The organism is Pedobacter sp. AW31-3R, from assembly GCF_052180285.1.
Lineage (GTDB): Bacteria > Bacteroidota > Bacteroidia > Sphingobacteriales > Sphingobacteriaceae > Pedobacter.
Genome location: NZ_CP197475.1, coordinates 4,708,308 through 4,733,818, shown reverse-complemented (window position 1 = coordinate 4,733,818; position 25,511 = coordinate 4,708,308). Strand labels below are relative to the sequence as shown.

Annotated in this window: 19 protein-coding genes and 1 tRNA gene; 14 read left to right on the top strand and 6 right to left on the bottom strand. The window is 40.1% G+C overall.

The features are described 5' to 3' along the window. Positions 1-247 precede the first annotated feature (247 nt). The 5 genes from ACSBL2_RS19435 (at position 248) to ACSBL2_RS19415 (ending at position 10,136) form a co-directional block, all read left to right on the top strand. Positions 248-3,568: a carboxypeptidase regulatory-like domain-containing protein gene (locus tag ACSBL2_RS19435; RefSeq protein WP_442588220.1), complete on the top strand. Its 3,321-nt coding sequence runs from the start codon at positions 248-250 to the stop codon at positions 3,566-3,568. A gap of 230 nt (positions 3,569-3,798) precedes the next feature. Beyond that, positions 3,799-4,383 (top strand): TetR/AcrR family transcriptional regulator, encoded by a 585-nt coding sequence (locus tag ACSBL2_RS19430; RefSeq protein ID WP_442588219.1) that lies wholly within the window; start codon positions 3,799-3,801, stop codon positions 4,381-4,383. 1 nt (position 4,384) lies between these two features. Continuing rightward, complete coding sequence (locus ACSBL2_RS19425) at positions 4,385-5,767, top strand: TolC family protein (RefSeq protein WP_442588218.1); 1,383 nt, start codon at positions 4,385-4,387, stop codon at positions 5,765-5,767. Between the two features lie 5 nt (positions 5,768-5,772). Beyond that, positions 5,773-6,939 (top strand): efflux RND transporter periplasmic adaptor subunit, encoded by a 1,167-nt coding sequence (locus ACSBL2_RS19420; protein WP_442588217.1) that lies wholly within the window; start codon positions 5,773-5,775, stop codon positions 6,937-6,939. Between the two features lie 23 nt (positions 6,940-6,962). Next, complete coding sequence (locus ACSBL2_RS19415) at positions 6,963-10,136, top strand: efflux RND transporter permease subunit (protein WP_442588216.1); 3,174 nt, start codon at positions 6,963-6,965, stop codon at positions 10,134-10,136. Between the two features lie 215 nt (positions 10,137-10,351). Here the strand turns inward: ACSBL2_RS19415 and ACSBL2_RS19410 are convergent, their stop codons facing one another. Continuing rightward, positions 10,352-11,533, bottom strand: coding sequence for an AIR synthase related protein (locus ACSBL2_RS19410; RefSeq protein ID WP_442588215.1), 1,182 nt, complete (start codon positions 11,531-11,533; stop codon positions 10,352-10,354). Between the two features lie 104 nt (positions 11,534-11,637). Further along, a complete protein-coding gene (locus ACSBL2_RS19405; RefSeq protein ID WP_442588214.1) occupies positions 11,638-13,821 on the bottom strand; it encodes a glutamine synthetase III family protein in 2,184 nt (727 codons plus the stop codon). A 283-nt stretch (positions 13,822-14,104) separates the two neighbouring features. On the opposite strand from ACSBL2_RS19405, the gene ACSBL2_RS19400 reads away from it, so the two are divergent. The 5 genes from ACSBL2_RS19400 to fbp all read left to right on the top strand — a co-directional run bounded on the left by ACSBL2_RS19400 (position 14,105) and on the right by fbp (position 17,831). After that, entirely contained in the window at positions 14,105-14,935 is an 831-nt protein-coding gene (locus ACSBL2_RS19400) for an energy transducer TonB (protein ID WP_442588213.1), read from the top strand. A 157-nt stretch (positions 14,936-15,092) separates the two neighbouring features. Next, complete coding sequence (gene gloA2, locus ACSBL2_RS19395) at positions 15,093-15,476, top strand: SMU1112c/YaeR family gloxylase I-like metalloprotein (RefSeq protein WP_442588212.1); 384 nt, start codon at positions 15,093-15,095, stop codon at positions 15,474-15,476. 3 nt (positions 15,477-15,479) lie between these two features. Then, a complete protein-coding gene (locus ACSBL2_RS19390; protein WP_442588211.1) occupies positions 15,480-16,187 on the top strand; it encodes a tRNA1(Val) (adenine(37)-N6)-methyltransferase in 708 nt (235 codons plus the stop codon). A 66-nt stretch (positions 16,188-16,253) separates the two neighbouring features. Then, on the top strand, positions 16,254-16,745 hold the full coding sequence (locus tag ACSBL2_RS19385; protein ID WP_442588210.1) for a metallophosphoesterase family protein: 492 nt from the start codon (positions 16,254-16,256) through the stop codon (positions 16,743-16,745). 24 nt (positions 16,746-16,769) lie between these two features. After that, a complete protein-coding gene (gene fbp / locus ACSBL2_RS19380; protein WP_442588209.1) occupies positions 16,770-17,831 on the top strand; it encodes a class 1 fructose-bisphosphatase in 1,062 nt (353 codons plus the stop codon). A 17-nt stretch (positions 17,832-17,848) separates the two neighbouring features. Here fbp and rnhA read toward each other — a convergent pair whose 3' ends face one another. Beyond that, positions 17,849-18,322 carry a ribonuclease HI gene (gene rnhA / locus ACSBL2_RS19375; protein WP_442588208.1) on the bottom strand — a complete coding sequence of 158 codons (474 nt, stop codon included), beginning with the start codon at positions 18,320-18,322 and terminating at the stop codon, positions 17,849-17,851. A 77-nt stretch (positions 18,323-18,399) separates the two neighbouring features. After that, positions 18,400-18,476: transfer RNA gene (locus ACSBL2_RS19370), tRNA-His, on the bottom strand. A 636-nt stretch (positions 18,477-19,112) separates the two neighbouring features. Between ACSBL2_RS19370 and ACSBL2_RS19365 the strand changes: the two genes are divergently transcribed. The 4 genes from ACSBL2_RS19365 to ACSBL2_RS19350 all read left to right on the top strand — a co-directional run bounded on the left by ACSBL2_RS19365 (position 19,113) and on the right by ACSBL2_RS19350 (position 23,127). Continuing rightward, a complete protein-coding gene (locus tag ACSBL2_RS19365; protein ID WP_442588207.1) occupies positions 19,113-19,676 on the top strand; it encodes a UbiX family flavin prenyltransferase in 564 nt (187 codons plus the stop codon). A 144-nt stretch (positions 19,677-19,820) separates the two neighbouring features. Continuing rightward, positions 19,821-21,140: a tRNA (N(6)-L-threonylcarbamoyladenosine(37)-C(2))-methylthiotransferase MtaB gene (gene mtaB, locus ACSBL2_RS19360; protein ID WP_442588206.1), complete on the top strand. Its 1,320-nt coding sequence runs from the start codon at positions 19,821-19,823 to the stop codon at positions 21,138-21,140. A gap of 27 nt (positions 21,141-21,167) precedes the next feature. Beyond that, positions 21,168-22,322: a prolipoprotein diacylglyceryl transferase gene (locus ACSBL2_RS19355; RefSeq protein WP_442588205.1), complete on the top strand. Its 1,155-nt coding sequence runs from the start codon at positions 21,168-21,170 to the stop codon at positions 22,320-22,322. A 10-nt stretch (positions 22,323-22,332) separates the two neighbouring features. Further along, a complete protein-coding gene (locus tag ACSBL2_RS19350) occupies positions 22,333-23,127 on the top strand; it encodes an inositol monophosphatase family protein (protein WP_442588204.1) in 795 nt (264 codons plus the stop codon). 265 nt (positions 23,128-23,392) lie between these two features. On the opposite strand, the gene ACSBL2_RS19345 is transcribed toward ACSBL2_RS19350, so the two are convergent. Together ACSBL2_RS19345 and purB are read right to left on the bottom strand one after the other, a co-directional pair. Beyond that, entirely contained in the window at positions 23,393-23,944 is a 552-nt protein-coding gene (locus ACSBL2_RS19345) for a NifU family protein (RefSeq protein ID WP_442588203.1), read from the bottom strand. Positions 23,945-24,021: 77 nt separating this feature from the next. Continuing rightward, entirely contained in the window at positions 24,022-25,368 is a 1,347-nt protein-coding gene (purB, locus tag ACSBL2_RS19340) for an adenylosuccinate lyase (RefSeq protein WP_442588202.1), read from the bottom strand. Between the last annotated feature and the right edge of the window lie 143 nt (positions 25,369-25,511).

Sequence of the window (25,511 nt, the reverse complement as noted above, 5' to 3'; positions counted from 1 at the left end):
TTTTATCTAAATGAATTTTGTCCTCTTTTATATCAAATAATTGATGTTTTTAAATTATTGATAATAAATATCTGTCAAACTGTAGGTTAAGGCTGTGTTTTAATTGTTAAATGTGGAAAAATAACTGACTTACTTAATGATTTCTTAACATTGAATGCTAAAACGTTATAACATTAATGCCTATTTTTGTGCCGTTAACTATTATATTAATACTTACAACATTCAAAACAACAATCAATCAGAAAGTATGAAGAAATCTCTACTATTTCGAATTGTAGTATTTGTCTTTGCACTGGTAGGATTTGCATCCTATTCCAATGCTCAGGTTACTACGTCTTCAATGAACGGTATCATAAAGGATGCCAAAGGAGCACTACCCGGTGCTACAGTTAAAGCTACACACACTCCTTCCGGAACTAGTTATGTTGTAACTACAAACTCAGATGGTCGCTTCTCCATTGGTAATATGAGAGTAGGTGGACCATACAATGTAGAAATCTCATATATAGGTTATGCAGCTGGAAAAATTTCGAATGCGTTTTTGAAATTGGGAGAGTCTTATATTGTTGATTACAAACTTGACGAATCAGGAAATACGTTGTCAGAAGTTACTGTAACAGGTGTTAAGAATAAAATTACAACGCAGAAAACTGGTGCCAGTACAAACGTTTCAAGTGTTGACTTAGCCACTTTACCTTCTATTTCAAGAAGTATCAGTGACTTTACCAGGTTAACTCCTCAGGCAGGTGCCAACAATACTTTTGGTGGTCGCGATGGACGTTACAATAACATTCAGGTGGATGGAGCTAACTTAAACAATAACTTCGGTCTAAATAGCGATCCACTTCCAGGTGGTGGTGCTCAACCTATTTCGTTAGATTCTTATGATCAGATTGCAATCAGCATTGCTCCTTATGATGTTAGACAGGCAGGTTTCACTGGCGCAAACATTAGTGCTGTAACTAAAAGTGGTACAAATACCTTTAAAGGTACTGCATATGGTTTTTATAGGGATCAAAGTTTTGTAGGATCTAAAGTAGGCGATATCGATATTAGTGGAGGTATTGCTAAATCTGAGTCTAAAACTTATGGTTTCAGTCTTGGTGGGCCGATCATTAAAAACAAATTATTCTTCTTTGTGAATGCAGAGAAAGAGGAAAGTACTAAGCCAGGTATAACGTTTGCACCTACGGGTGGTTCAGGAGCTGGTACTCTTTCCTCTACAAAAGTAGAGGATTTAGCAGCTGTTTCTAAAAGCCTTAATGACAGATTCGGCTACAATACTGGTGCTTATGATAACTTCCCTAGTTTTGCTACAGAAAATCATAAAATCTTAGCGAAATTAGATTGGAATATCAATAACAATCATAAGTTAACTGTGAAATATAGTGATTTCGTAGGAACAGATGATGTGGGATTAAATGGTTCAAGTATTCCAAATGGTGGTGGTTTTCAGGTAACCAATGCTAGTGGTGGAAAAACAACCCTATCCCGCGCTCCAAACAATCGTTTTTCAGCTAACTCCTTTGCTTTCGAAAATTCAAATTATGGATTTAAAAATACTACCAGAAGTGGAACAGTTGAATTGAACAGCAGATTTAGTAATAAATTATCTAACCAGGTGTTATTGGCTGTTACTAAAAATCAGGCTACGCGTGATTATCCTGGATCTATCTTCCCAAGTATAGACATTTTCAATGGTGAAGGTGGTAACTTTATTTTTGCGGGTATGGATCCATATACCTATAATAATGATGTTATCAATGATGTGTATGCATTCACTGACAACTTAACTTATTATGCAGGTAAACATACATTGACTGCAGGTGTAACTTATGAATATCAGAAAACAGGAAATATGTTTATGGCTGGTTCAAACAGTTACTATGCCTATAATTCATTAGACGATTTCTTACAAGATAGAGCACCAGTATACTATGCTTATACTTATTCTCTTGTTCCTGGTAAAAGTGCTGTTTATTCAGCTGAATTAAAATTAGGACAAGCCGGAGCTTATATTCAGGATGAAGTTAATATTAGTGATAATGTTAAAATGACATTTGGTCTTCGTGCTGATATGCCAATCTATCATGAAAATCCTTTAAATAATCCAGCTACTTCCAAATTGAATTTCTATGGTGAAGATAGCCAGACTTTAAGACAATATAGTACTGATAAATGGTCGAAAAGTGCAGTGATGTTATCACCAAGATTCGGATTTAGGTTTACATCTGATGATAAATCGACAGTACTTCGCGGTGGTTTAGGCGTATTTACTGGTAAAATTCCTTTTGTATTCTTAACTAACATTCCTACGAACACTGGTATGTATCAGTTCGGTGGAGCGATAAATAATTCTACTTTAGCAGGTCAGGCACAATTGGCTAATATCAAATTGAGCAGTGATCCTAATGCTTACGCAGGTTTGTTTCCTACAACAGCTGGTACCTCTACTCCAGCGAACGTTGTATTTATGGATGAAAATTTCAAATTCCCTAAGGTTTTCCGTGTTAATTTAGGTTTTGACAAAAACTTAGGAAATGGTTTTACAGCAACATTCGATGGATTGTTTACTAAAGACATGAATGCGGTTAAGATGCGTAACGCAAACCTTGTGACACCAAATAGTACAATCAACGAAGGTAATTTGACTAGACCACGTATTACAGGAAGTAACAGGTTGAATAGTGCAATCACTTCTGCAATTGTATTAGAAAATTCTGATAGAGGTTATGCAACTTCATTAACAGCTCAATTGACTAAAGCTTATGCAAGCGGATTCTCAGCTTCATTAGCCTATACTTTCTCTGCAGCCAAAGAAGTAACTGCTAATCCAGGAAGTCAGGCTAGTTCTGTATGGAATTCAAATCCTAACGTTGGAACAAGTAATTTCGAAGAAATGGGGAATTCAGCTTATGCAACCCCTCATCGTGTGGTGGCTAACATCTCTTACCGTAAAGAATATCTTAAACATTTGGCTACAACGATCTCTGTATTCTATGAGGGAGCTAACCAAGGTCTTTACAGTTATGTAGTGAATGGTGATCTAAATGGCGACGGAAACAGCAGTGCTGATTTAATGTATATCCCGAGACCAGGTGAAACTAAATTTGCTGCATATACAACTGGTACAGGTGCTAATGCAGTTACATTCACTGTTGCCCAACAAGAAGAGGCCTTGGAGAAATATATTAACAATACTCCTTATTTGAAAAAACACAGAGGTGAATTTGCTGGTAGAAATGCTGCCTTATTACCATGGTTCAATAAGATTGATGTTAGGTTCTTGCAAGATCTTTTTGTTAATACTGGTAAAGCTGGTAGACAAACTTTGCAGTTCAGTGCAGATATCACAAACTTTGCGAACCTTCTTAATAAAAACTGGGGTACATACCAAAGTACTATAGTAAATAACCCACTCCAGTTTAGAAGTGTAGATGCTGCCACCAGCAGACCAATTTATAATTTAGCTCAAGTTGGTGGTAAATTAGTTGAAACTCCATTCCAGGATAACGTTTCGGTTACAAGTACGTATAGTATCCAATTAGGATTAAGATATATATTTTAATATCAACTGTATGCTGAATGGGGACTGCTGAAAATAGTTTTTATTCATTTTCCTTACAACCTTAACATTAGTTAAATTTGATTTAAGCCCTGTTCCTGATTCCGGAACAGGGCTTTTTTATGCCTAAAGAATTTCTTTCTCTATCTCCATTTTGTTACCTGCATCACCCAATTGTCATATTGGGTTAAACAATATTTTGCAAAAGAAATTTTATGTTTCTTTGTAACCGAATGAACGTTCAATTAGAAGATCCTTGTGGCAAAAGAGAAGCTGTTTTAAACAGTACCCTCGCATTAGTTCGGAAACATGGTTTCCATGGAACACCTATGAGCCAGATTGCCAAACATGCCGGGGTGGCTGCCGGAACAATCTACCATTATTTCGAGTCCAAAGAAGCATTGATTGTAGAGTTATATATACACGTGAAGAACAAACTTGGTGCCGCTGTCCTAATGGGAGACGATGAGCGCAAAAGTTACAATGAACGTTTCTTTAATTTTATGATCAATCATTACAACTTTTACGTTGATAATGAGGATGCTATGTTTTTTCTTGAACAGTATATTAACTCGCCCTACGCCCATGATTTCCCTGAAAAGGACAGTCAGCTCTACACTGAAAAGGTTATTCCTTTTTTTAAATACGGAATAGACAATTCTTACTTCAAAAATATTGATCCAAGATTGCTTGCACCGACAATTAGAGGTACGCTTGTTGCTGCTGCAAGTTTTCAGCTATCTCAGCGAATTGTGTTCTCCAAGGAGGATATTATTGAAGTAGTAAAAATCATTTGGGACGGAATTAAAAAGCAGTAAAATGAATAAACTCAATACCCTTAATATATATATGAAACCACACAATTTAATTTTAATGCTGCTCGCCTGCATCCCGATTCTCCTGCCAGGGAAGGTTGATGCGCAGACTACGGTCAGAGAGCAGCAGACGCTAAGCAATGCGACACTTCAGGAGTGTATTGATTATGCTCTGACCAACAAACCAGGTGTTCAGCAGTCAGTGATTGATGAAGAAATCGGGGAACGCGATATTAAATCAGCACTATCCGGTTGGTTACCACAGATTAATGGTAACGGAACATTCAACCACAACCTTAAGCAACAGTCGCAGATACTGACTACGAATGGGGTAAGTTCATTGCTGACTTTTGGTGCGAAGAATACCTCATCTTTTGTTTTACAGGCAGATCAGCAGTTTTTAAATGCCGGATTAATTCAGGCATCAAAAACCGCTAAGTATTTCAGACAGCAGTACAAGCAAAATACAGAGAATGCTAAAATCAGTACCGTGGTTGATGTCAGTAAAGCTTTTTATGATATTCTGACCAGCAACGAACAGTTAAATATTATTAACGAAACGATTGCCCGTCTGGAGAAACAATATAAAGATGCCAATTCTCAGTACGAAGCAGGTCTGGTCGACAAAACTGACTTTCAACGTGCACAAATCAGCCTCAGCAATTCAAAAGCAGACAAGAAAAGAACAACAGAATTGTTGAAATCTAAATATGCTTATTTAAGGGAGCTGATCGGATACACCGCTGATAAAGAATTTGGTCTTTCTTATGCAGCAGGAGATATGGAGAAAGATATCCAGATTGATACCAACCAGGTGGTTGATTATCAAAACAGGGTAGAATACCGTTTGCTGGAAACGCAAAGACAACTGCAACGGATCAATACCAGTTACAATAAATGGAGTTACGTTCCTACCTTATCTGGTTTCTATAATTATGGGTTCAATTACCAGAATCAGGAAATCAGTGATTTGTACAACACCAATTATCCAAGTTCTGTGATCGGTCTTAAATTGAGTATCCCGATTTTCCAGGGCGGTAAACGTACGCAGGAAATCAGGAAATCCCAATTACAGGAGAAAAGAATAGATCTTGATCTCTTCAATAGCAAAAATCAGATCAATACCCAGTATGAGTCGGCCATGGCAACCTATAAAGCCAACCTGAACGACCTGAACACCGCGAAGGCAAATGTGGAGATTTCAAAACAGGTATACAATACCATTAAACTTCAATATGATGAAGGGATCAAAACTTATCTTGATTTGATGACATCTGATACAGATCTCCGCACGGCACAATTGAACTATCTGAATTCTTTATATAGTTTATTGTCAGCAAAATTAGACGTAAAACAAGCACTAGGAACTATTAACGTAAACCAATAACAGACATGAACACTAATTACATAAAATTTGGCGTCGCTATTATCAGCACTTTAACATTAGCCTCTTGCGGCGGCGGAGATCAGAAAGCACAACAGCAGGGACCTCCACCTGCAACTCCGGTAACTACTTATACGGTTGCAGCCCAGCCCGTGACTACGGTAGATACTTATCCTGGTGTGGTTGTGGCATTAAATGAAGTAGAACTTCGTGCTCAGGTAGGTGGTTACGTTACTGCAATTTTCGTTAAAGATGGGCAGAAAGTTACCAAAGGTCAGAAGTTATATGAAATTGACCGTACCAAATACCAGGCTGCTTACAATGCTGCGAAAGCGGATGTTGCTGTAGCTAAAGCTAACCGTGATAAAACTAAGAAGGATGCCGACCGTTATACCAAACTTGCTGAGCAGGATGCGGTAGCTAAACAACGTGTGGATTATGCATTGACTGATTTAGCGAATGCAGAATCTCAGGTTGCAGCTGCACAGGCTTCTTTGTCTTCTGCAGCGTCTGATTTGCAGCGTTCAGTTATTGTGTCTCCTTTAAATGGAACAATCGGTATTTCTCAGATCAGATTAGGTGCTTTTGCTTCACCTGGTACAACAATTTTAAATACGGTTTCTACCAATGATCCGATGGCTGTTGATATTGCCATCAATCAGGCAGAGATTTCACGTTTTATTGCCTTGCAAAAAGATGCTTCTTCTGCAAAAGATTCGGTTTTTACCGTTCAGTTACAGGATGGCAGCATCTATAATGGTCAGGGAAAAATCATAGCGATTGACCGTGCTGTTGATCCGGCTACAGGCACGATTAAAGTGAGAATCAGTTATCCTAACCCTAAAGGAGTGTTGTTCGCTGGTATGACGGTTAACCTGAAAGCATTAAATAAAGCAGCAAATGATCAGCTGGTTATTCCTTACAAAGCTGTTGCTGAGCAATTGGGTGAATTTAATGTATATGTAGTAGGAGATAGTGCTAAAGCAACACCACGTATTGTGAAGCTTGGTAAACAGTTTGATCAGAATGTTGTGATCAGCGATGGCTTGAAACAGGGTGATGTAATTGTTGTTGAAGGAGTTCAGAATGTTCGCCCGGGCGCTGTAGTGAAAGCTGCTTCTGCTGAGGAGGCAAACGGACAACAACCTGCAGCAGCAGCACCAGCTAAAAAATAGTTTTTTAAAAGAATTTAGGACATATGATCTCAGAAGTATTTATAAAGCGACCCGTTACCGCGATCGTTATTTCCATATTAATTGTTCTGATCGGTAGTATTGTAATTACGACCCTTCCGATCAGTCAATATCCGAACATTGCACCACCTACAGTTACTGTTACAGGAACGTATACCGGTGCAGATGCTGAAACCGTAGAACAAACAGTAACTACACCCATAGAGAGCCAGATCAATGGTAGTCCGGGAATGAAGTACCTGCAATCCAATAGTACTTCAGACGGACGTTCTGCCATTACTGTTACTTTTGATGTAGGGACCAATATCGATATTGCGGCCCTGGATGTTCAAAACAGGGTAGGTATCGCTGAACCGGCACTGCCTGAAGCTGTGCGACGTTTAGGGGTGACCACGAAAAAAGCCAACAATGATATTTTGATGGTTTTAGGTCTGTATTCTCCAAATGGTACGTACGACCAGAAGTTTATTTCCAATTATGTCAACCTATATGTAAAGGATGCATTGTTACGTATTCCGGGTGTGGGTGACGTGCAGGCATTTGGTCAGCCTTTCAGTATGCGTGTTTGGCTTGATGCCAATAAACTGGCGCGTTTAGGACTTACGCCAGCAGACGTTTCTACTGCAATTACAGAACAAAATTCACGTATACCGGGTGGTAGCGTAGGCGGACCTCCGCAAAGCAGTGGTCAGACTTTTGAATTCTCCGTAATTCTTGATGGTGACCTGAATACAGAAGAACAGTTTAAAAATATCGTGATCAAAAGTGGTCAGGATGGTTCTTCAGTATACCTGAGGGATGTGGCCAGGGTTGAACTGGGTGAATTCTCTTATGCGACTAGATCTAAAATCAATGGAAAAGTAGCCTCCATGATGGCGATTAACCAGACCCCGGGTGGTAATGCGGTGCAAACTGCTGAAGGTATTGACAAGGCAATGGCTGAGTTGAAAAAGTCCTTCCCGGCCGATCTTGATTATAAAGTGGGTTATGAAACGGTTTCAATCGTAAAAGTGTCTATCAATGAGGTAATCCATACGCTTATTGAAGCATTGATTCTGGTAACTATTGTGGTATTCTTCTTCCTTCAAAGCTGGAGGGCTACATTAATTCCGGTATTGGCTATTCCGGTATCGATTATTGGTACGTTTATCTTCTTCACACTTTTAGGTTTCTCTATTAACGTACTGACCATGTTTGGTTTCGTACTGGCCATCGGTATTGTGGTGGATGATGCGATTGTGGTGGTGGAAGCGGTCCAGCATTATATGGACCATGAAGGACTTTCTGCTCCGGATGCTACACGTAAAGCGATGAAAGATATCACGGCTCCGGTTATTGCCATTGCCTTGATTCTTGCTGCTGTATTTATTCCGGTTGGATTTATTCCGGGTATGGTTGGTCAGCTTTACCAGCAGTTCGCGATTACGATTGCCGTTTCTGTATTGATCTCTGCATTTATTGCATTGTCTCTTACGCCTGCATTGTGTTCATTGCTGCTTACCCCAATGAACCTGAACAAGGATTCAAAAGGTTTAAATAAATTCTTCTATAAATTCAATACCTGGTTTGGTAAAGTGACAAACAGGTACTCCAATGGTGTGAAATGGGCGTTGAAAAAAGCGCCATTAGTGATGGTGATTTTAGCCTGTCTGTATGTAGGTACGGTTGGTTTATTCATGAAAAAACCAGGAGGATTTATTCCCAATGAGGATGCAGGTATTTTCCTTATGGGGGTTACCTTACCAGAGGGGGCTTCTGCCGCACGTACGGATGCATTTATCAAAAGAATCACTGAGACTATTCAGAAAAAACATCCTGAGGTATTGAATATTACTTCTATCGGGGGTATCAATATCCTGAACAGATCATTTAAATCTAATGCGGCTACGTTCTTTGTGCAGTTGAAAGGCTGGGATGAGCGTGAAGGAGATGTGACCAGTACAATTGCTGCAGTATCCCAGGAGTTTGCTGGCGATAAAGATGGTAGTGTGCTGGCTGTAGCTCCGCCTCCAATTCCAGGATTGGGTATCAGTGGTGGTTTTACCCTGCAGATCCAGGAGAAACAAACCGGTGATATCAAGAAGTTTGAAGCTAACGTAGGTAAATTCCTTGCAGCAGCAAACCAACGTCCTGAGATCGCGATGGCTTATACTTTGTTTAATGCGAGAACACCAAATTATAAGGTGAATATCAACCGTGAGCAGGCGAAAAAGATGGGTGTTTCCATAGGATCCGTTTACAGCACGATATCTTCTTATCTGGGAAGTAGTTATGTGAATGATTTTACAAAGTACGGACGTAACTTCAGGGTGGTAACACAGGCTGATACGGCTTACCGTGGTAAAATAGAAAATCTGACACAATTGTATGTGAAGAACTCTGCAGGAGTTTCTGTTCCCCTGAGTTCTTTGGCAACTTATAAAACCATAGAAAATGCGTCAATTATCAATCACTTTAACCTTTTCAGGTCTATTGAGGTCAGCGGATCTGCAAAACCAGGATTCAGTTCTGGTGATGCACTGAATGCATTGGATGAAGTTGCGGCACAAACCTTACCTGCGAATTATGCGTATAATTTCTCTGGTTTGAGTTTGGAGGAAAGAGAAGCAGGTAGCAGTACTACCTTGATTTTCGCACTGATTATTGTTTTTGTATTCCTGCTGCTTGCAGCTTTATATGAAAGCTGGTCGGTACCTTTCTCCATTCTATTGTCTGTACCACTCGGATTGTTTGGTGCGATTTTAGCCCTTACTTTCCTGCCTAAACTGGACAATAATATTTATGCACAGGTAGGTCTGATTACACTGATCGGTCTCTCTGCAAAAAATGCGATCCTTATTGTGGAGTTTGCGAAAGAACGTGTGGATTGGGGTATGGGATTGATTGCTTCAACTATTGAGGCTGTGAAATTGAGGTTACGCCCAATTGTCATGACTTCCCTGGCCTTTATTCTTGGGGTTATTCCTTTGATTATTTCCCATGGTGCCGGTGCGGTTTCAAGGATGACGATTGGATGGACTGTTGCTGCAGGGATGCTTTCAGCGACGATTCTCGCGATCTTTATTGTTCCGGTACTGTTTGTATTGATTACCAAAATGGCTTATGGTAGTAAGAAGCTTGCTGAACTGGAAGCGAATTACAAACCGGAAGAGCACGCAGATACTTTGCACGCAGATTAATATAGAGACAGGCCGATCATTGATAAACTGATCGGCCTGTTGAAATCATAATTTCTGATTTGCAGATTTATAAGACATAAAAAAAACAGCATGTTATAAAAAGCATGCTGTTTTTTTATGTTTTTGTTTCTATGAATTTTCTGTTGAACTGACTTGTTCCCCGATTTGAATGACCTCTTTAGAGGAGATCATTCTTTTATTTATCCTGTAAATGGTTATTCGTAATTGAATGATCCTTTTTCACTGATAATGGTCACCTCTTTCTTCTCTGAAGTTTCTACCCTTCCTATGATGCGGGCTTCAATATGAAAGCTTTCAGAAATGGCCATAATATCGGCAGCAATTTCCTGCGGCACGTAAATCTCCATTCTGTGGCCCATATTAAATACTTTGTACATCTCCTTCCAGTCCGTTCCAGATTGTTCCTGTATGAGCTCAAATAATGGTGGAACAGGGAATAAGTTGTCTTTTATCACGTGTATCTTATCATTGATGAAATGAAGCACTTTAGTTTGTGCACCACCACTGCAATGGACCAGTCCGTGGATCTGGCTTCTGTGTTTTTCCAATACCTTTTTAAGGACAGGGGCATAGGTACGGGTAGGGGACAATACGAGCTTTCCGATTGTAACTTCGGTCTCCTCATCAATTTTTATGGTATCGGTTAGCTTCTTTCCTCCGGAAAAAACAAGATCAAAAGGAACTGCCGGATCAAAGCTTTCAGGATAACTGTTGGCTACAGATTTGTCGAACACATCATGACGTGCGGAAGTCAATCCGTTGGAACCCATACCGCCGTTGTATTCCTGTTCATAGCTGGCTTTTCCTGAAGAGGATAAACCAACAATTACATCGCCCGGTTGAATGTTATGGTTACTGATGATATCCTCCCTTTTCATACGGCAGGTAACCGTGGAATCCACAATAATGGTACGAACGAGGTCACCGACATCAGCAGTTTCACCACCGGTAGAATAGATTGATATCCCCATTTCACGAAGTTCTGCAAGGATTTCTTCTGTACCATTGATAATAGCCGCCAGCACTTCTCCTGTAATCAGATTTTTATTCCTTCCGATAGTTGAAGACAATAGGATATGGTCGGTTGCACCCACACAAATTAAATCGTCAAGATTCATAATGATGGCATCCTGGGCAATCCCTTTCCATACGGATAGGTCACCTGTCTCTTTCCAGTAAACATAGGCCAGTGATGATTTTGTTCCTGCACCATCTGCGTGCATAATATTACAGAAGGAATCATCATTGCCGAGGATATCGGGGATGATCTTGCAAAATGCCTGTGGGAAAATGCCTTTATCTATATTCTTGATGGCCTGGTGCACATCTTCTTTCGAGGCAGAAACGCCACGCTGGTTGTACCTGTTATCACTCATATTGCTGCAAAGATAGGGAAACGCCCTGATGTAGACGATTAGCTATAAAAAAAAATAACCTCTGCTTTTAAGGGCAGAGGTTATTTCATTGAAATGATGGAATATTATTTTAAAAACAATAATTCTCTGAATTTTGGTAAAGGCCAAACACTGTCGTCAACTACCTGCTCCAGTTTATCAACATGGTAACGGATCGTATCAAAGTGTGATCTTACGTTTTCATCATAAGCAATTGCTTTTTCTCTTGAATCTTCAATACCGTTGGTCGTTTTACGTTCCTCCAGCATGGCATCAATAGTAGTTTTTACAATCGCAAGGTGTTTAGATACGGTGTTAATTACGGCTAACGGAGTCTCTAATGTTTCTTTTGGCAAACCAACTTCTTTAAGGCCTTTTACATTTTCCAATAAAGTGTTCTGGTAAGTAATAGAAGCAGGGATAATCATTGTATTCGCCACTTCACCCATTACTCTCGCTTCGATCTGGATATTTTTGAAATAGTTTTCTAACAGAATTTCATGACGGGCATGGATTTCACGTTTAGAGAAGATATTGTTTTTTTCAAATAAATCGATAGATTTTGCAGAAATATAAGCATCTAAGGCTACCGGAGTAGTTTTGATGTTCGACAAGCCACGTTTAGCTGCCTCATCTTCCCATTCCTGACTGTAACCATTTCCTTCGAAACGGATATCTTTAGATTCTTTAATGTATTTTTTGATGATGGTTAAAAGAGCGATGTCTTTTTTCTCACCTTTTTTAATCAATTTATCAACTTCTACCTTGAATTTAACCAACTGGTCTGCCATGATTGCATTTAGTACAGTCATTGGAGCAGAGGAGTTTGCAGAAGAACCTACTGCACGCAATTCAAATTTATTACCGGTGAAGGCAAATGGTGAAGTACGGTTACGGTCTGTATTATCCAACAGGATTTGTGGGATTTTAGGGATACCCAACCACAATGCATTGTCTTCTTTGATTTTTTTGCTGATGCGTGAGTGCTCGATTTCATCCAACACTTCGTTTAACTGCTGACCTAAGAAAATAGAGATGATTGCAGGTGGCGCTTCGTTAGCTCCTAAACGGTGATCGTTGCTTACTGAAGCAATACTCGCCCTTAATAAATCTGCATGTTCATGTACTGCTTTAATGGTGTTGACAAAGAAAGCAAGGAACATTAAGTTATTTTTTGGAGTTTTTCCAGGAGCAAGTAAGTTTTTACCTGTGTCAGTGATGATCGACCAGTTGTTGTGTTTACCTGATCCGTTGATGCCTGCATAAGGTTTCTCATGTAATAATACCTTGAAGTTATGTCTGCGGGCAACTTTTTCCATCACATCCATTAACAACTGATTGTGGTCAATTGCCAGGTTGATTTCTTCATATATAGGCGCACATTCAAATTGTAAAGGTGCAACCTCATTGTGACGTGTTTTTAATGGAATACCTAATTTTAAAGCTTCATTTTCGAAATCTACCATGAAAGTAAATACTCTTTCAGGAATAGATCCGAAGTAATGATCTTCTAATTGCTGTCCTTTAGCAGCCATATGGCCAAATAAAGTACGGCCTGTCAAAGCTAAATCCGGACGTGCATTGTATAAGGCAAGGTCAACAAGGAAATATTCCTGCTCAATACCCAATGAGGCGGTTACTTTATTAATTCCTTTATCAAAATACTGACAAACATCAACAGCAGCTTTATCCAAAGCATTTAATGCTTTCAATAATGGCGCTTTGTAATCTAATGCTTCTCCAGTGTAGGCAACAAATACGGTAGGGATACAAAGTGTTTTTCCAGCTTTGCTTTCCATGATGAATGCAGGAGATGAAGGATCCCATGCAGTATATCCACGAGCTTCAAAAGTATTTCTGATCCCACCATTAGGGAAACTTGAAGCGTCTGGTTCTTGCTGAACCAATGCACTACCAGCAAATTTCTCTATCGGACCATCACTGCTCGGCTCAAAAAAAGAATCGTGCTTTTCTGCTGTAGAACCGGTTAAAGGCTGAAACCAATGCGTATAATGCGTTGCACCTTTCGACATAGCCCAGTGTTTCATGGCTGTTGCGATTTGATTTGCATCATCCTGATTGATTAATTCACCCTGTTCGATAGCAGAGATTAATTTTTCATAGACTTCTTTTGATAAGAAATCTTTCATTTTCTTCTTATCAAATACGTTCGAACCAAAAAAATCAGAAATTTTAGCAGATGGTGCCTTAACTTCTGGTGAAACTCTGGTTTGTGCTTCTTTTAATGCGATTGTTCTTAAGCTTTTCATTCGTTTCTTTAAATTTTATCAAAAATAGAATATTTATCAATAAGTAATGAATAATGTTCGGAAAAAAAATCACCTGATGTAAACTTTATATTATGATTTATATCATTTTTTGTTTTTACTGCCGTTTTAGTGTGCCCATGTTTTTTTTTATTCTTTGAAAAATAGCGTTTTAAATGCTTTTGGAGCGGTGATTTTTGACGGAAGGTAGATTTTCGGGGGAAGCAGGTTATGGAATTGCAGGGATTAAATCATCATTGCTTTGAACCTATAAAACTCTGTGATTATGTTAAATTCTTCGTCAAACCTCTACAAAGCTGAATGGATTGAGCTTGTATTCCAAAACAGAAACAAAACTTATGGTGCTTATTTGCTGCGCACCGAATCTTCTTCTATTACACTGAAGGCCCTATTTATGGTGGTTCCGGTCTTCGTCCTGTTGTTTGCCGGGCCCATGATTTATAAACGCATTTATCCTGATGAATTCCAGACGGTGAGGGAAACAGGACCGGTAATTATTGCCCCGCCTCCAATTGAGGTTAAAATAGAGGAAAACAGGAAAGAGTTTCCCAAAGCCGAACCGGAAAAGGAAAAGCTGAAAATGGTGAAACTGGTTTCCCAGGTTAGTGTGGTGGAACGGCCTAAGGTAGAAGAAGCGATGCCGACATTGGAGGAACTGAAAGATGCACTGGTAGGCCAGCATACACAGGATGGACTGGCTACTTCTTCAACGGTTACACCCGTAGTGAGTGCTGGAACCGAAAATGGTACCGGAACAGTAACGGTAGATGATCATGTGTATGAGGGTAAATCTATTGAAAGATATCCTGAGTTTGCAGGCGGAATGGCTGCCTGGGCAAAATTTATACAGCGAAATTTGAGGTACCCTTATATGGCCCAGGAGAGAGAAACTCAAGGGAAGGTGATCGTAAGTTTTATTGTGGAAAAAGATGGTTCTATCTCTAATGTCTCCGTGCTTAAAGGAATAGGGGATGGTTGTGATGAAGAAGCGGTACGCGTGATCAGTAAATCGCCCCGCTGGATACCCGGATTACAAAATAAACAAAATGTAAGGGTACGTTATACCATGCCATTGTCGTTTCAGCTTGGCCTTTAATGGTTTCCAGCCAATAGTATGATTAAAATGAGGTGATGATTGGTGTTGATTTGTTTTAGAGCCGGCATTTGATGTGCCGGCTCTTTTTATAGGAGCCCTGCACGTCCGCTCAGGTTATTTTTTACCTTTGTGGCTCACCGAAATTTATAAAATATACATGTTTAAGAGGATTCATCATGTGGCTATCATTTGTTCCGACTACGAAGTCAGCAAAAACTTTTATGTTCACCTATTGGGTTTGGAAGTCGTTCAGGAAGTATACCGGGCAGAGCGCAATTCATACAAACTGGATTTGTCAGTGAATGGCCTTTACCAGATTGAGCTTTTCTCGTTTGAAAACCCGGTACCCAGACCGTCCAGACCTGAAGCAATGGGCTTGCGCCACCTGGCTTTTGAAGTCGGTGATGTCGCTGAAGTTGCAGCCATACTGAATGCAAAAGGTATTGTGACTGAAGAGATCAGGATTGATGAATATACAGGTAAAAAGTTTACTTTCTTTACCGATCCCGACGGACTGCCTTTGGAGCTTTACCAAAGCTAATTGATGATGGGAAGCGTATTCAGGTTTAAAGAATTTGAAATAGATCAGGCCGGTTGTGCCATGAAGATCAATACCGATGGGGTACTTCTGGGGGGCATTGCCGCACAGGATCAGCCTTTATACATTTTAGACGTAGGGACAGGTACGGGTGTGATCGCCCTGATGCTGGCACAACGTTTTCCCGAAGCCCGTATTGATGCGGTGGAAATTGATTCCTCTGCGGCAGTGGCAGCCCATAAGAACGGGATTTCTTCTCCTTTTTCTAACCGCATTTCTGTATACCATTCTTCCTTTGAAAAATATGAGGCACCAGTGGCTTATGACCTGATCGTCTCCAACCCACCTTATTTTGTGAACGATTTAAAGAGTAAGGAGAAGAGGAAAGAAATTGCGCGGCATGCAGACGAAGATTTTTTCGATGTGTTTTTAAGGAAAGCCTCGGCAATGCTAACTGAAAATGGTTCCATCTGGCTTATCCTTCCCGTAAAACAGGCAGAAAAAGTGATCGTCAATGCCGTATTGAGCCGCCTTTATCCCAGTAAGGTGATTCATATTTATTCAGATGCGGGGAAACCGGAGTTCCGGCAAATAGTTTGCTTAAGTTTTAGGAATGAACCCGCGCGTCATGAACATATCTATATTTATGAGTCGCAAGGGGTATATACTTTATCTTACAAATCATTGTTAAAAGATTTTTTCCTGGCATTTTAATTTAGCTAATGAAACATTTTAACTTAGTTAATAAAACATTTTGAATTTAGTTAATGAAATAAGCATATGAAACGTATAGGTCTGATTTCTGATACCCATGGTTATTTGGATGAGGGAGTGTTTAAACATTTTGATGCCTGTGATGAAATTTGGCATGCGGGCGATTTTGGTGATGATGTTGCGGAACGCTTAGCCGCATTTAAACCCCTGAAAGGGGTATATGGAAATATTGATGGGACGGCTATCAGGGCGCAGTACCCGGAACATTTACGGTTTAACTGCGAAAATGTGGATGTCTGGATGACCCATATTGGTGGTTATCCCGGTAGATATGCGCCAAATATTAAAAGTGAAATATACACTAAGCCCCCGAAACTTTTCATAACCGGACATTCCCATATCCTGAAGGTGATGTTCGACCCGAAAATACAATGCATGCATATAAATCCCGGAGCAGCAGGGAAGTCGGGCTGGCATAAAGTAAAAACTTTAATCCGTTTTTGTATTTCAGAAGAAAAAATACATACCTTAGAGGTAATAGAGTTAGGTAGTAGATAACGTAATTAATACACTAAGGTAAATATGTCGGGAATAAAAACATTAGGACAATTCATCATTGAAAAACAGGCAGACTTTTCGTATGCCAAGGGAGAACTCTCCAGATTATTAAGGGATATTGGTATCGCCGCCAAAATTGTCAACCGGGAGGTGAACAAAGCTGGTCTGGTTGATATCCTCGGAGATGCCGGGACTGTCAATATTCAGGGAGAAGGGCAGAAAAAGCTGGATATTTTTGCCAATACCCAATTTATTTCAGCATTGACCAGTGGAGGAGAGTGTTGTATTGTCGCTACTGAGGAAGAAGATGACTTTGTTCCTATAGATTCCCCGGTTTCTAAAAATGCCAAATATATCGTCTGTATCGATCCCCTGGATGGTTCTTCTAATATTGATGTAAATGTTGGCGTAGGTACGATATTTTCCATACTCAGAAGGAAATCGACTGAAGGGATTGCGACTATTGAGGATGTTTTGCAAAAAGGTACAGAGCAGGTAGCTGCAGGATACATCATTTATGGTTCATCAACCATGCTGGTGTATACCACCGGAAAGGGGGTCAATGGATTTACCTTAGATCCCTCTATCGGGGAGTTTTGCCTTTCACATCCGGATATGAAGGTACCTGCTGACGGATGTATCTATTCTATCAACGAAGGTAACTATGTGCATTTCCCGGAAGGGGTGAAAAAATACATAAAGTATGTACAGGTTCATGATGCCACCACAAACAGGCCTTATACCTCAAGATATATCGGATCCATGGTGGGGGATATTCACCGGAACCTGATTAAAGGTGGAATATATATCTATCCGACAACGGCAAGTTCTCCAAACGGGAAGCTGCGCTTACTGTATGAGTGTAATCCAATGGCATTCATTCTGGAACAGGCCGGAGGGGTTGCATCTGATGGGTTTAACAGGATCCTGGATATCCAGCCTATAGAACTCCATCAAAGGTCTTCTATATTTATCGGGTCAGAAAAGATGGTCAGGATGGCAGAGGAAATGATGAGGAAGTATACTTTAAAGGAAAGTGATAAATTAACCAATATCAATGGAACTGAATTGGACCCTGCTGTATAGCAGGGTTTTTTATGTTTTTACAATAAAGTACTGCGGTTTCTTTCTGCCTCAAATTCGGCATCAATCTCGAGCGCCCCTTTTTGTTTTGAAGCGGCCACAGCAAGGACATCACAGCGTTCGTTTTCAGGATGTGCATTATGGCCCTTTATCCAGATGAATTTTACTTCATGCAGTTTGTAGGCAGCAAGGAAACGTATCCAGAGGTCTTTGTTCTTCTTGTCTTTAAATCCCTTCTTTACCCATCCGAATACCCATTTTTTTTCTACAGAGTCCACTACATACTTTGAATCTGAGTAAATGGTTACCTGTGCACCGGGTTTTTTGATAGCATGAAGCCCCACAATCACTGCAAGCAGTTCCATTCTGTTGTTCGTCGTCATGCGAAAACCTCCGCTTAACTCTTTATAATGAGTCCCTGAACGTAAAATTACTCCGTATCCTCCAGGACCCGGATTACCACTTGCTGCACCATCAGTGTAAATCTCAATCATAAATCAATTTTTTGCCTGTAAACAAAAAAAGCATCCATTAAGGATGCTTTTAATTTTCAATCTTTACTGATTTTAAATGGGGTGGAATATGGGGCTCGAACCCACGACCCTCGGTACCACAAACCGATGCTCTAACCAACTGAGCTAAAACCACCATGTTTTTCAGTTTGACAAAAGTACACTTTTTAATATGTAATCAAAATATTTTTAACAAAGAATTTGAAATATAATATTAAATTATTCATAAACAGTGGATTGTATTTTTGTTTTTTTTTTATCCGGAGCAGAAATTTGATGTTTTAGCTAGGCCACCTCAGCTGTAGGGCATTCCGCAGGTTTGAAAAGGGGATTAAAATAGCTTGAAACAGGTTTCCTGTTCAATTTTCTAATTTATTCAGGCTCAAGTCCAGGATAGAAGGAGGGACGAAAGTTGAACAAAAAATGAACATTTTGGCAGATTGTTCAAAACTTGTTGATTTTTAACATAAAAAAGGAGTTCAAACGTTTTTTATATTCAAAAAGATAATTACATTTGGGCTTACCCTTTCGGGGGTATGTTTTTCATAGGTAGATGTAGGGCCGAAAATTTATTTTCGGCCCTTTTTTATGGAATGCCAAAATCGGTATAGCTCGGGATGCTTTTTCCTGTTTTTGCTTTAGCCCCATGCGATTTGGCCCTGATCCCGGATAGTTCCGTATCTTTGTACCTACAAATGTGGCTTACTGGTAATAGGTGATACCATATATAAAGCCCAATAAGTTGCAGTACCCCTTATACAAATATTTACTAATGAAGATTATTGTTGCAATTACAGGAGCGAGCGGTTCCATTTATGCCAAACTCTTATTGGATAACCTGCTGAAATTATCGGCACAAATTGAAAAGGTTGGCGTGGTCATGTCAGATAACGCAAAGGAAGTATGGCGATTTGAATTGGGGAACAGTGAGTATGATCTCTATCCGTTTGATTTTTATCATAAAATGGACTTTAATGCTCCTTTCGCATCCGGTTCGGCAAAATTTAATACCATGATTATTGTTCCCTGTTCTATGGGAACGCTTGGGAGGATTGCACACGGGATATCGAACGACCTGATTTCAAGGGCTGCAGATGTAATTCTGAAAGAACGGAGGAAGTTGATCGCCGTGGCCAGAGATACACCTTTTAGCCTGATCCATATCAATAATATGAAGACAGTCACAGAAGCGGGCGGAATTATCTGTCCGGCAAGCCCGTCTTTTTATAGTCTTCCAAAAAGCATTGAAGAAGTGGCGCAGACAGTGGTGAGCCGTGTGATTGACCTGGCGGGACTGGAACAGGATAGCTATCGATGGAATGATAATAATTTATAGAATTTTACAATGTGCAAATGTTTGCGCTCTGTAAACTTAATCTAAAAGGGTATCTTTGCGGCTTAGATGAAAACTGGTGATTTCTCGCTTAACTCAGGTTAAATCAATTGTCAGCTTCATAGATCTTTAAAACAATATGTACTGATGAAGAAAGTAGCATTTTATACATTGGGTTGTAAGTTGAATTTCTCGGAGAGTTCAACCATCGGTCGTCTTTTCACCGATGCCGGTTATGCAGTAGTAGATTTTACAGCCGCTGCAGATGTATATGTGATTAATACCTGTTCTGTGACAGAACATGCGGATAAAAAATGCCGCAAAGTAGTGAAGGAAGCCCTAAAATATTCCCCCAATGCCTATATTACTATTGTCGGCTGCTATGCGCAGTTGAAACCTGTGGAAATTGCGGAGATTGAGGGCGTGGATATGGTTTTGGGAGCTGCAGAAAAGTTTCGTATCGTAGAATATATTTCCGGACTGACCAAAGAACCCAAGACTGTAATTCATCAGCAGAATATAGAAAAAGTCAATCATAATTTTATAGCAGCCTATTCTATAGGTGACCGTACCCGTACTTTTCTGAAAGTTCAGGATGGATGCGATTATCCATGTACTTACTGTACAATTCCTCTGGCCAGGGGAGGTAGTAGAAGCGATACCATTGAGAATGTGGTGAACCGGGCTACACAGATTGCGGCCAGCGGCGTAAAAGAGATTGTCCTGACCGGCGTAAACCTTGGTGATTTCGGTATCCGTAACGGAGAGCGGGAAGACCGGTTTTTTGACCTGGTAAAAGCGCTTGATGAAGTGGAAGGAATTGAAAGGTTCCGGATTTCCTCTATTGAACCCAATTTGCTGAGCAATGATATTATTGCTTTTGTAGCCGCCTCCAAAAGGTTTGTACCCCATTTCCATATTCCCCTCCAATCGGGCTCAAATAAAGTGCTTGGTTTAATGAAGAGACGTTATCAGCGTGAATTGTATACGGAACGTGTGGCCACGATAAAGGCATTGATTCCAAACTGCTGTATCGGTGTGGATGTGATTGTAGGTTTCCCCGGGGAGACCCGTGAGGATTTCTTAGATACTTACCAGTTCTTAAATGAACTGGATATTTCATACCTGCATGTATTTACCTACTCTGAACGTGAGCAGACTGCAGCTGCGGAAATGAAAGGCGTTGTTGCCGGAAGTGAAAGGGCAGACCGCAGTAAAATGCTGCACATCCTTTCCGATAAAAAACGGAGGGCATTTTACCAGTCACAGATCGGTTCAGTCGGGGAGGTTTTATTTGAAGACGATCAGAAGAATGGTTTTATGCATGGTTTTACTAAAAACTATGTGAAAGTGAAAGCTAAATATGATCCTGTGATGGTGAATGAAGTGAAAATGGTGAAGCTGGTTCATCTTGATGCAGATGGTGAAGTAGAAGTCATCGAATCAGAGGAAGTATTGGTACATTAATCCTATCTTAGCCGCAAAAATCAGCGTATGTTTCCTACCGTTTCCCATTTTATAGAGTATCTTTTTGGCATCCAGGTGCCAATGCCCTTTAATACATTTGGTTTGCTCGTGGCCTGTGCCTTTGTTGCCGGGTATTGGGCTTTTACCAAAGAATTACAGCGTAAAGAGGCATTGGGAATTCTTCATCCGGTAAAGAAAACGATACTGACGGGACTGGCTCCTCAACCTGCTGAATTATTTTATAATGGTATTTTCGGTTTTTTAATAGGCTATAAACTCGTTTATGCCCTGTTAAATTATAAGTTGTTTGTCAGCGATGCACAAACCGTATTGTTATCCCTCAAGGGTAATTTATTGGGCGGATTATTTTTTGCGGCACTTTTCGCCTATTGGGATTATTCAGAGAAAAATAAAGCAAAGCTTCCCCAGCCTAAGAAGGTCGACATCATTGAACATCCATATGAATTGATGGGCAATATGATTGTCTGGGCGGCTGTATGGGGATTTTTAGGGGCTAAAATATTCGATAACCTGGAACATTGGGATACTTTTGTGAAAGATCCTATTGGTGGTTTATTGTCCTTCAGTGGATTAACTTTTTATGGCGGATTGATCTGTGGTGGTGCTGCAGTTTTATATATCGCTCGGAAAAATGGGATCAAACTCTTGCATATGCTTGATGTCGGGGGACCAGGAATGATGCTGGCCTACAGTGTCGGACGGATCGGATGTCACCTGTCGGGTGATGGCGACTGGGGAATTGTCAACCTGAACCCTAAGCCTTTCGGCTGGTTGCCTGATTGGTTATGGGCCTATACTTATCCCAATAACGTAGCTATGGAAGGTGTTCCGATACCGGGATGCAGTGGCCGATTCTGTTTTGAATTGCCACAGCCCGTATATCCGACCCCAATATATGAAGTAATTATTTGTTTCATCTTATTTCTTATCCTTTGGAAAATTCGCCATCAGATTAAATTGCCAGGTATGATGTTTGGTATTTATCTGATGATGAATGGCCTTGAACGCTTCTTTATCGAGCTTATCCGGGTGAATTCCAAATACCATGTAGCCGGCATTTCATTTACACAGGCAGAACTGATCTCTTCCCTGCTGTTCATTTGTGGCCTGCTAGTTGTGGTATTTTCGGTTAGAAAAAAAGATAAACACGCAAATTACTAAACTTTAAGATTTGAATTACGAACTACTGTGTACGCAGGTCATTGCCATTTCCCGGATGACCGGTAATTTTATTAGAAAAGAATCAATGAATTTCAATGCCAATGCTATTGAATTCAAAGGTTTAAATGACCTGGTTTCTTACGTCGACAAGACAGCAGAACTGCAGTTGGTGGATAATTTATCCAAATTAATTCCCGGTGCTGGTTTCACCACAGAAGAGGATACCCCAAATAGTGTCGGAAAAACATACAACTGGATCATAGATCCTTTAGACGGAACCACGAATTTTATACATGGCGTGCCTACTTATTCTATTAGTATAGCCCTCTATGAAGAAGACAAGCCGGTGTTGGGCATCGTTTATGAAATCAACCGGGGAGAGATGTTCTATACCTATAAAGATGCGCCTGCATTCCTTAATAATGTAGAAATTCGGGTATCTAAGAGGAATAGGCTGGCAGATTCCCTGCTTGCCACAGGATTTCCTTATTACCAGTTTGATAAGCAGTTCCAATACATGCAGCTTTTGTCTGAGTTGATGCAAAAAACACATGGCTTAAGAAGAATCGGATCGGCAGCCGTTGATTTGGCTTATGTGGCCTGTGGCCGTTTTGATGGCTTTTTTGAATATAACCTGAACTCCTATGATGTTGCAGGGGGAGCTTATCTGGTACAGCAGGCAGGAGGAAATATCATGAACTTTAGCGGAGGAGAGGAATTCATTGAACAACGTGAAATACTGGCTACTAATGGTTGTGTGGATGAAGAACTGCTGGAAGCAATCCAAAGACATTTTCGTGCTTAAATGATACGATAGGTTTTATTCATGCCCTGTTTTCGGTGCCTGTGATGGAAAGTTAGTCTGTAAGGAACAAAACTGCTCATTTTTCCTGATCAGCTAATAGTTAATATGCCATTTCCTGTAAGCATGCTTTTTCATGGATCCTTCACCCATTTTGAATACGCATCAACGTAGCTTAAAATTTCTCATAAAAAAGCCCCCAAAGAAAATCTTGGGGGCAATCTATTTTATGCTGCTGAGTTGGTTATCCTAATACCTTAAGCTGTAATTACAGGGCATTGGAAACCACTTCCTTCACCTCAGGAACCATACGTTGTAACAGGTTTTGTATGCCTGATTTTAATGTTATCGTTGAAGAAGGACATCCACTGCATGAACCACGAAGTTCTACGGTAACTACTCCTTCCTCAAAAGATTTATAGCTGATTGCACCACCATCCTGTTCCACGGCAGGGCGTACGTAATCGTGTAATATTTGCTGGATCTTCACTTCCAGGTCAGAACCTTCAAACGCCGGCGCTTCTTCTGCAGTGATTTCCTTGATCTTATATTCTGACTCCACAGCACCTTTCACAAATTCTTTTAGCAAAGGCTCAATATCTGCCCATTCTGCATCTTCAGTTTTAGTAATGGTCACAAAATTACTCGCGAAGAATACACCGCTAACAAAATTAAACTTGAATAATTCTTTGGCAAAAGGAGAGTGCTCAGCACTTTCTTTTGTTGCGAAATCTTCACTGCCATTGATCAACAACTTGTTGACCATAAACTTCATGGTAGCAGGATTAGGCGTTTGTTCTGTATATACATTGATCGTCATGTGCTCTTTTTTCTTACAAAAATAAATAATTCAATACTGAAATTCAGATATCGGTGTCTGTTTTAGGTCATTAAATATTAAAACACACCTGTATAAGTAAAAGGAGTAATCTGTTTCAATTCCTGTTTAACTGCTTCATCTATTTTCAATCCGTCGATAAATTCAGCCATGGTCTCTGCTGTAATTTTTGCATTTGTACGTGTAAGATCTTTTAAGGCTTCATACGGATTTGGATAGGCTTCCCTGCGCAATACAGTTTGGATAGCTTCAGCAACTACGGCCCAGTTATTTTCAAGGTCGGCCGCAATGACTTCATTATTCAGCAGTAATTTATTCAGGCCTTTCAATGTAGAAGTAATGGCAATCACGGTGTGGGCCATTGGAACGCCAACATTCCTTAATACCGTTGAATCTGTAAGGTCCCTCTGCAGGCGTGAAATAGGAAGTTTAGCCGCGAAAAATTCAAAAAGTGCATTGGCAAGGCCAGCATTTCCTTCCGCATTTTCAAAATCAATTGGGTTTACCTTATGGGGCATGGCAGAAGATCCTACTTCGCCCTCTTTAATTTTCTGCTTGAAATAATTTTTGGCAATATAGGCCCAGATGTCACGGTCTAAATCTATAATGATATTGTTAATCCTTTTCAGGGCATCACATTGTGCGGCAAACTGGTCATAATGCTCTATTTGTGTCGTATGTTGTGCACGGTTTAATTCCAGTGTCTCATTCACAAAATGATTAGAGAAATCGATCCAGTTCACCGTTGGGTAAGCAATATGGTGTGCATTGAAATTCCCTGTTGCACCGCCAAATTTTGCACTGTGCGGAATATTTTTAAGGGTATTCAACTGGATTTCCAGACGCTCTGCAAATACCAGAAACTCTTTGCCCAGTTTGGTTGGAGAAGCAGGTTGCCCATGGGTATGTGCCAAGAGGGGAATGTCTTTCCATTCGGTCGCAAGCGCTTTGAGTTTATCCACCAGTAAAGTAATCTGGGGATAATAGACTTCATTTAAGGCCAGTTTAAAAGTATAAGGGATTGCCGTATTGTTGATATCCTGGGAAGTCAGTCCGAAATGGATGAATTCTTTAAATTCCTGCAGACCTAAGTGATCAAATCTTTTCTTGATGAAGTATTCAACCGCCTTAACATCGTGGTTGGTTATTTTCTCTGTTTCTTTAATTTCCTGTGCATCCTCATCAGTAAACAAATCGAATATTTCACGAAGTCTGGCATAATTTGCTTTGTCGAACTGGCCTAGCCCTGTCACACCAGTTTCACATAAAGCGATGAAATATTCGATTTCAACGTATACCCTGTATTTGATGAGTGCCGATTCCGAGAAATAGTTGGAAAGTTCTTTAGTCGTGTTCCTGTAACGGCCGTCAACAGGTGATATCGCTTGTAGTGATGATAAATTCATGTATGTGAAATTTTTACAGCTGCAAAGGTAACAAATTCAGAAGAAAATAGTAGTTTTTGGCTGCCAGGTAGCTATATATAATAGCATAACACCTAAATTTCAGGCATAAAAAAAGGCCTTGGAGTAAACCAAAGCCTTTTTAT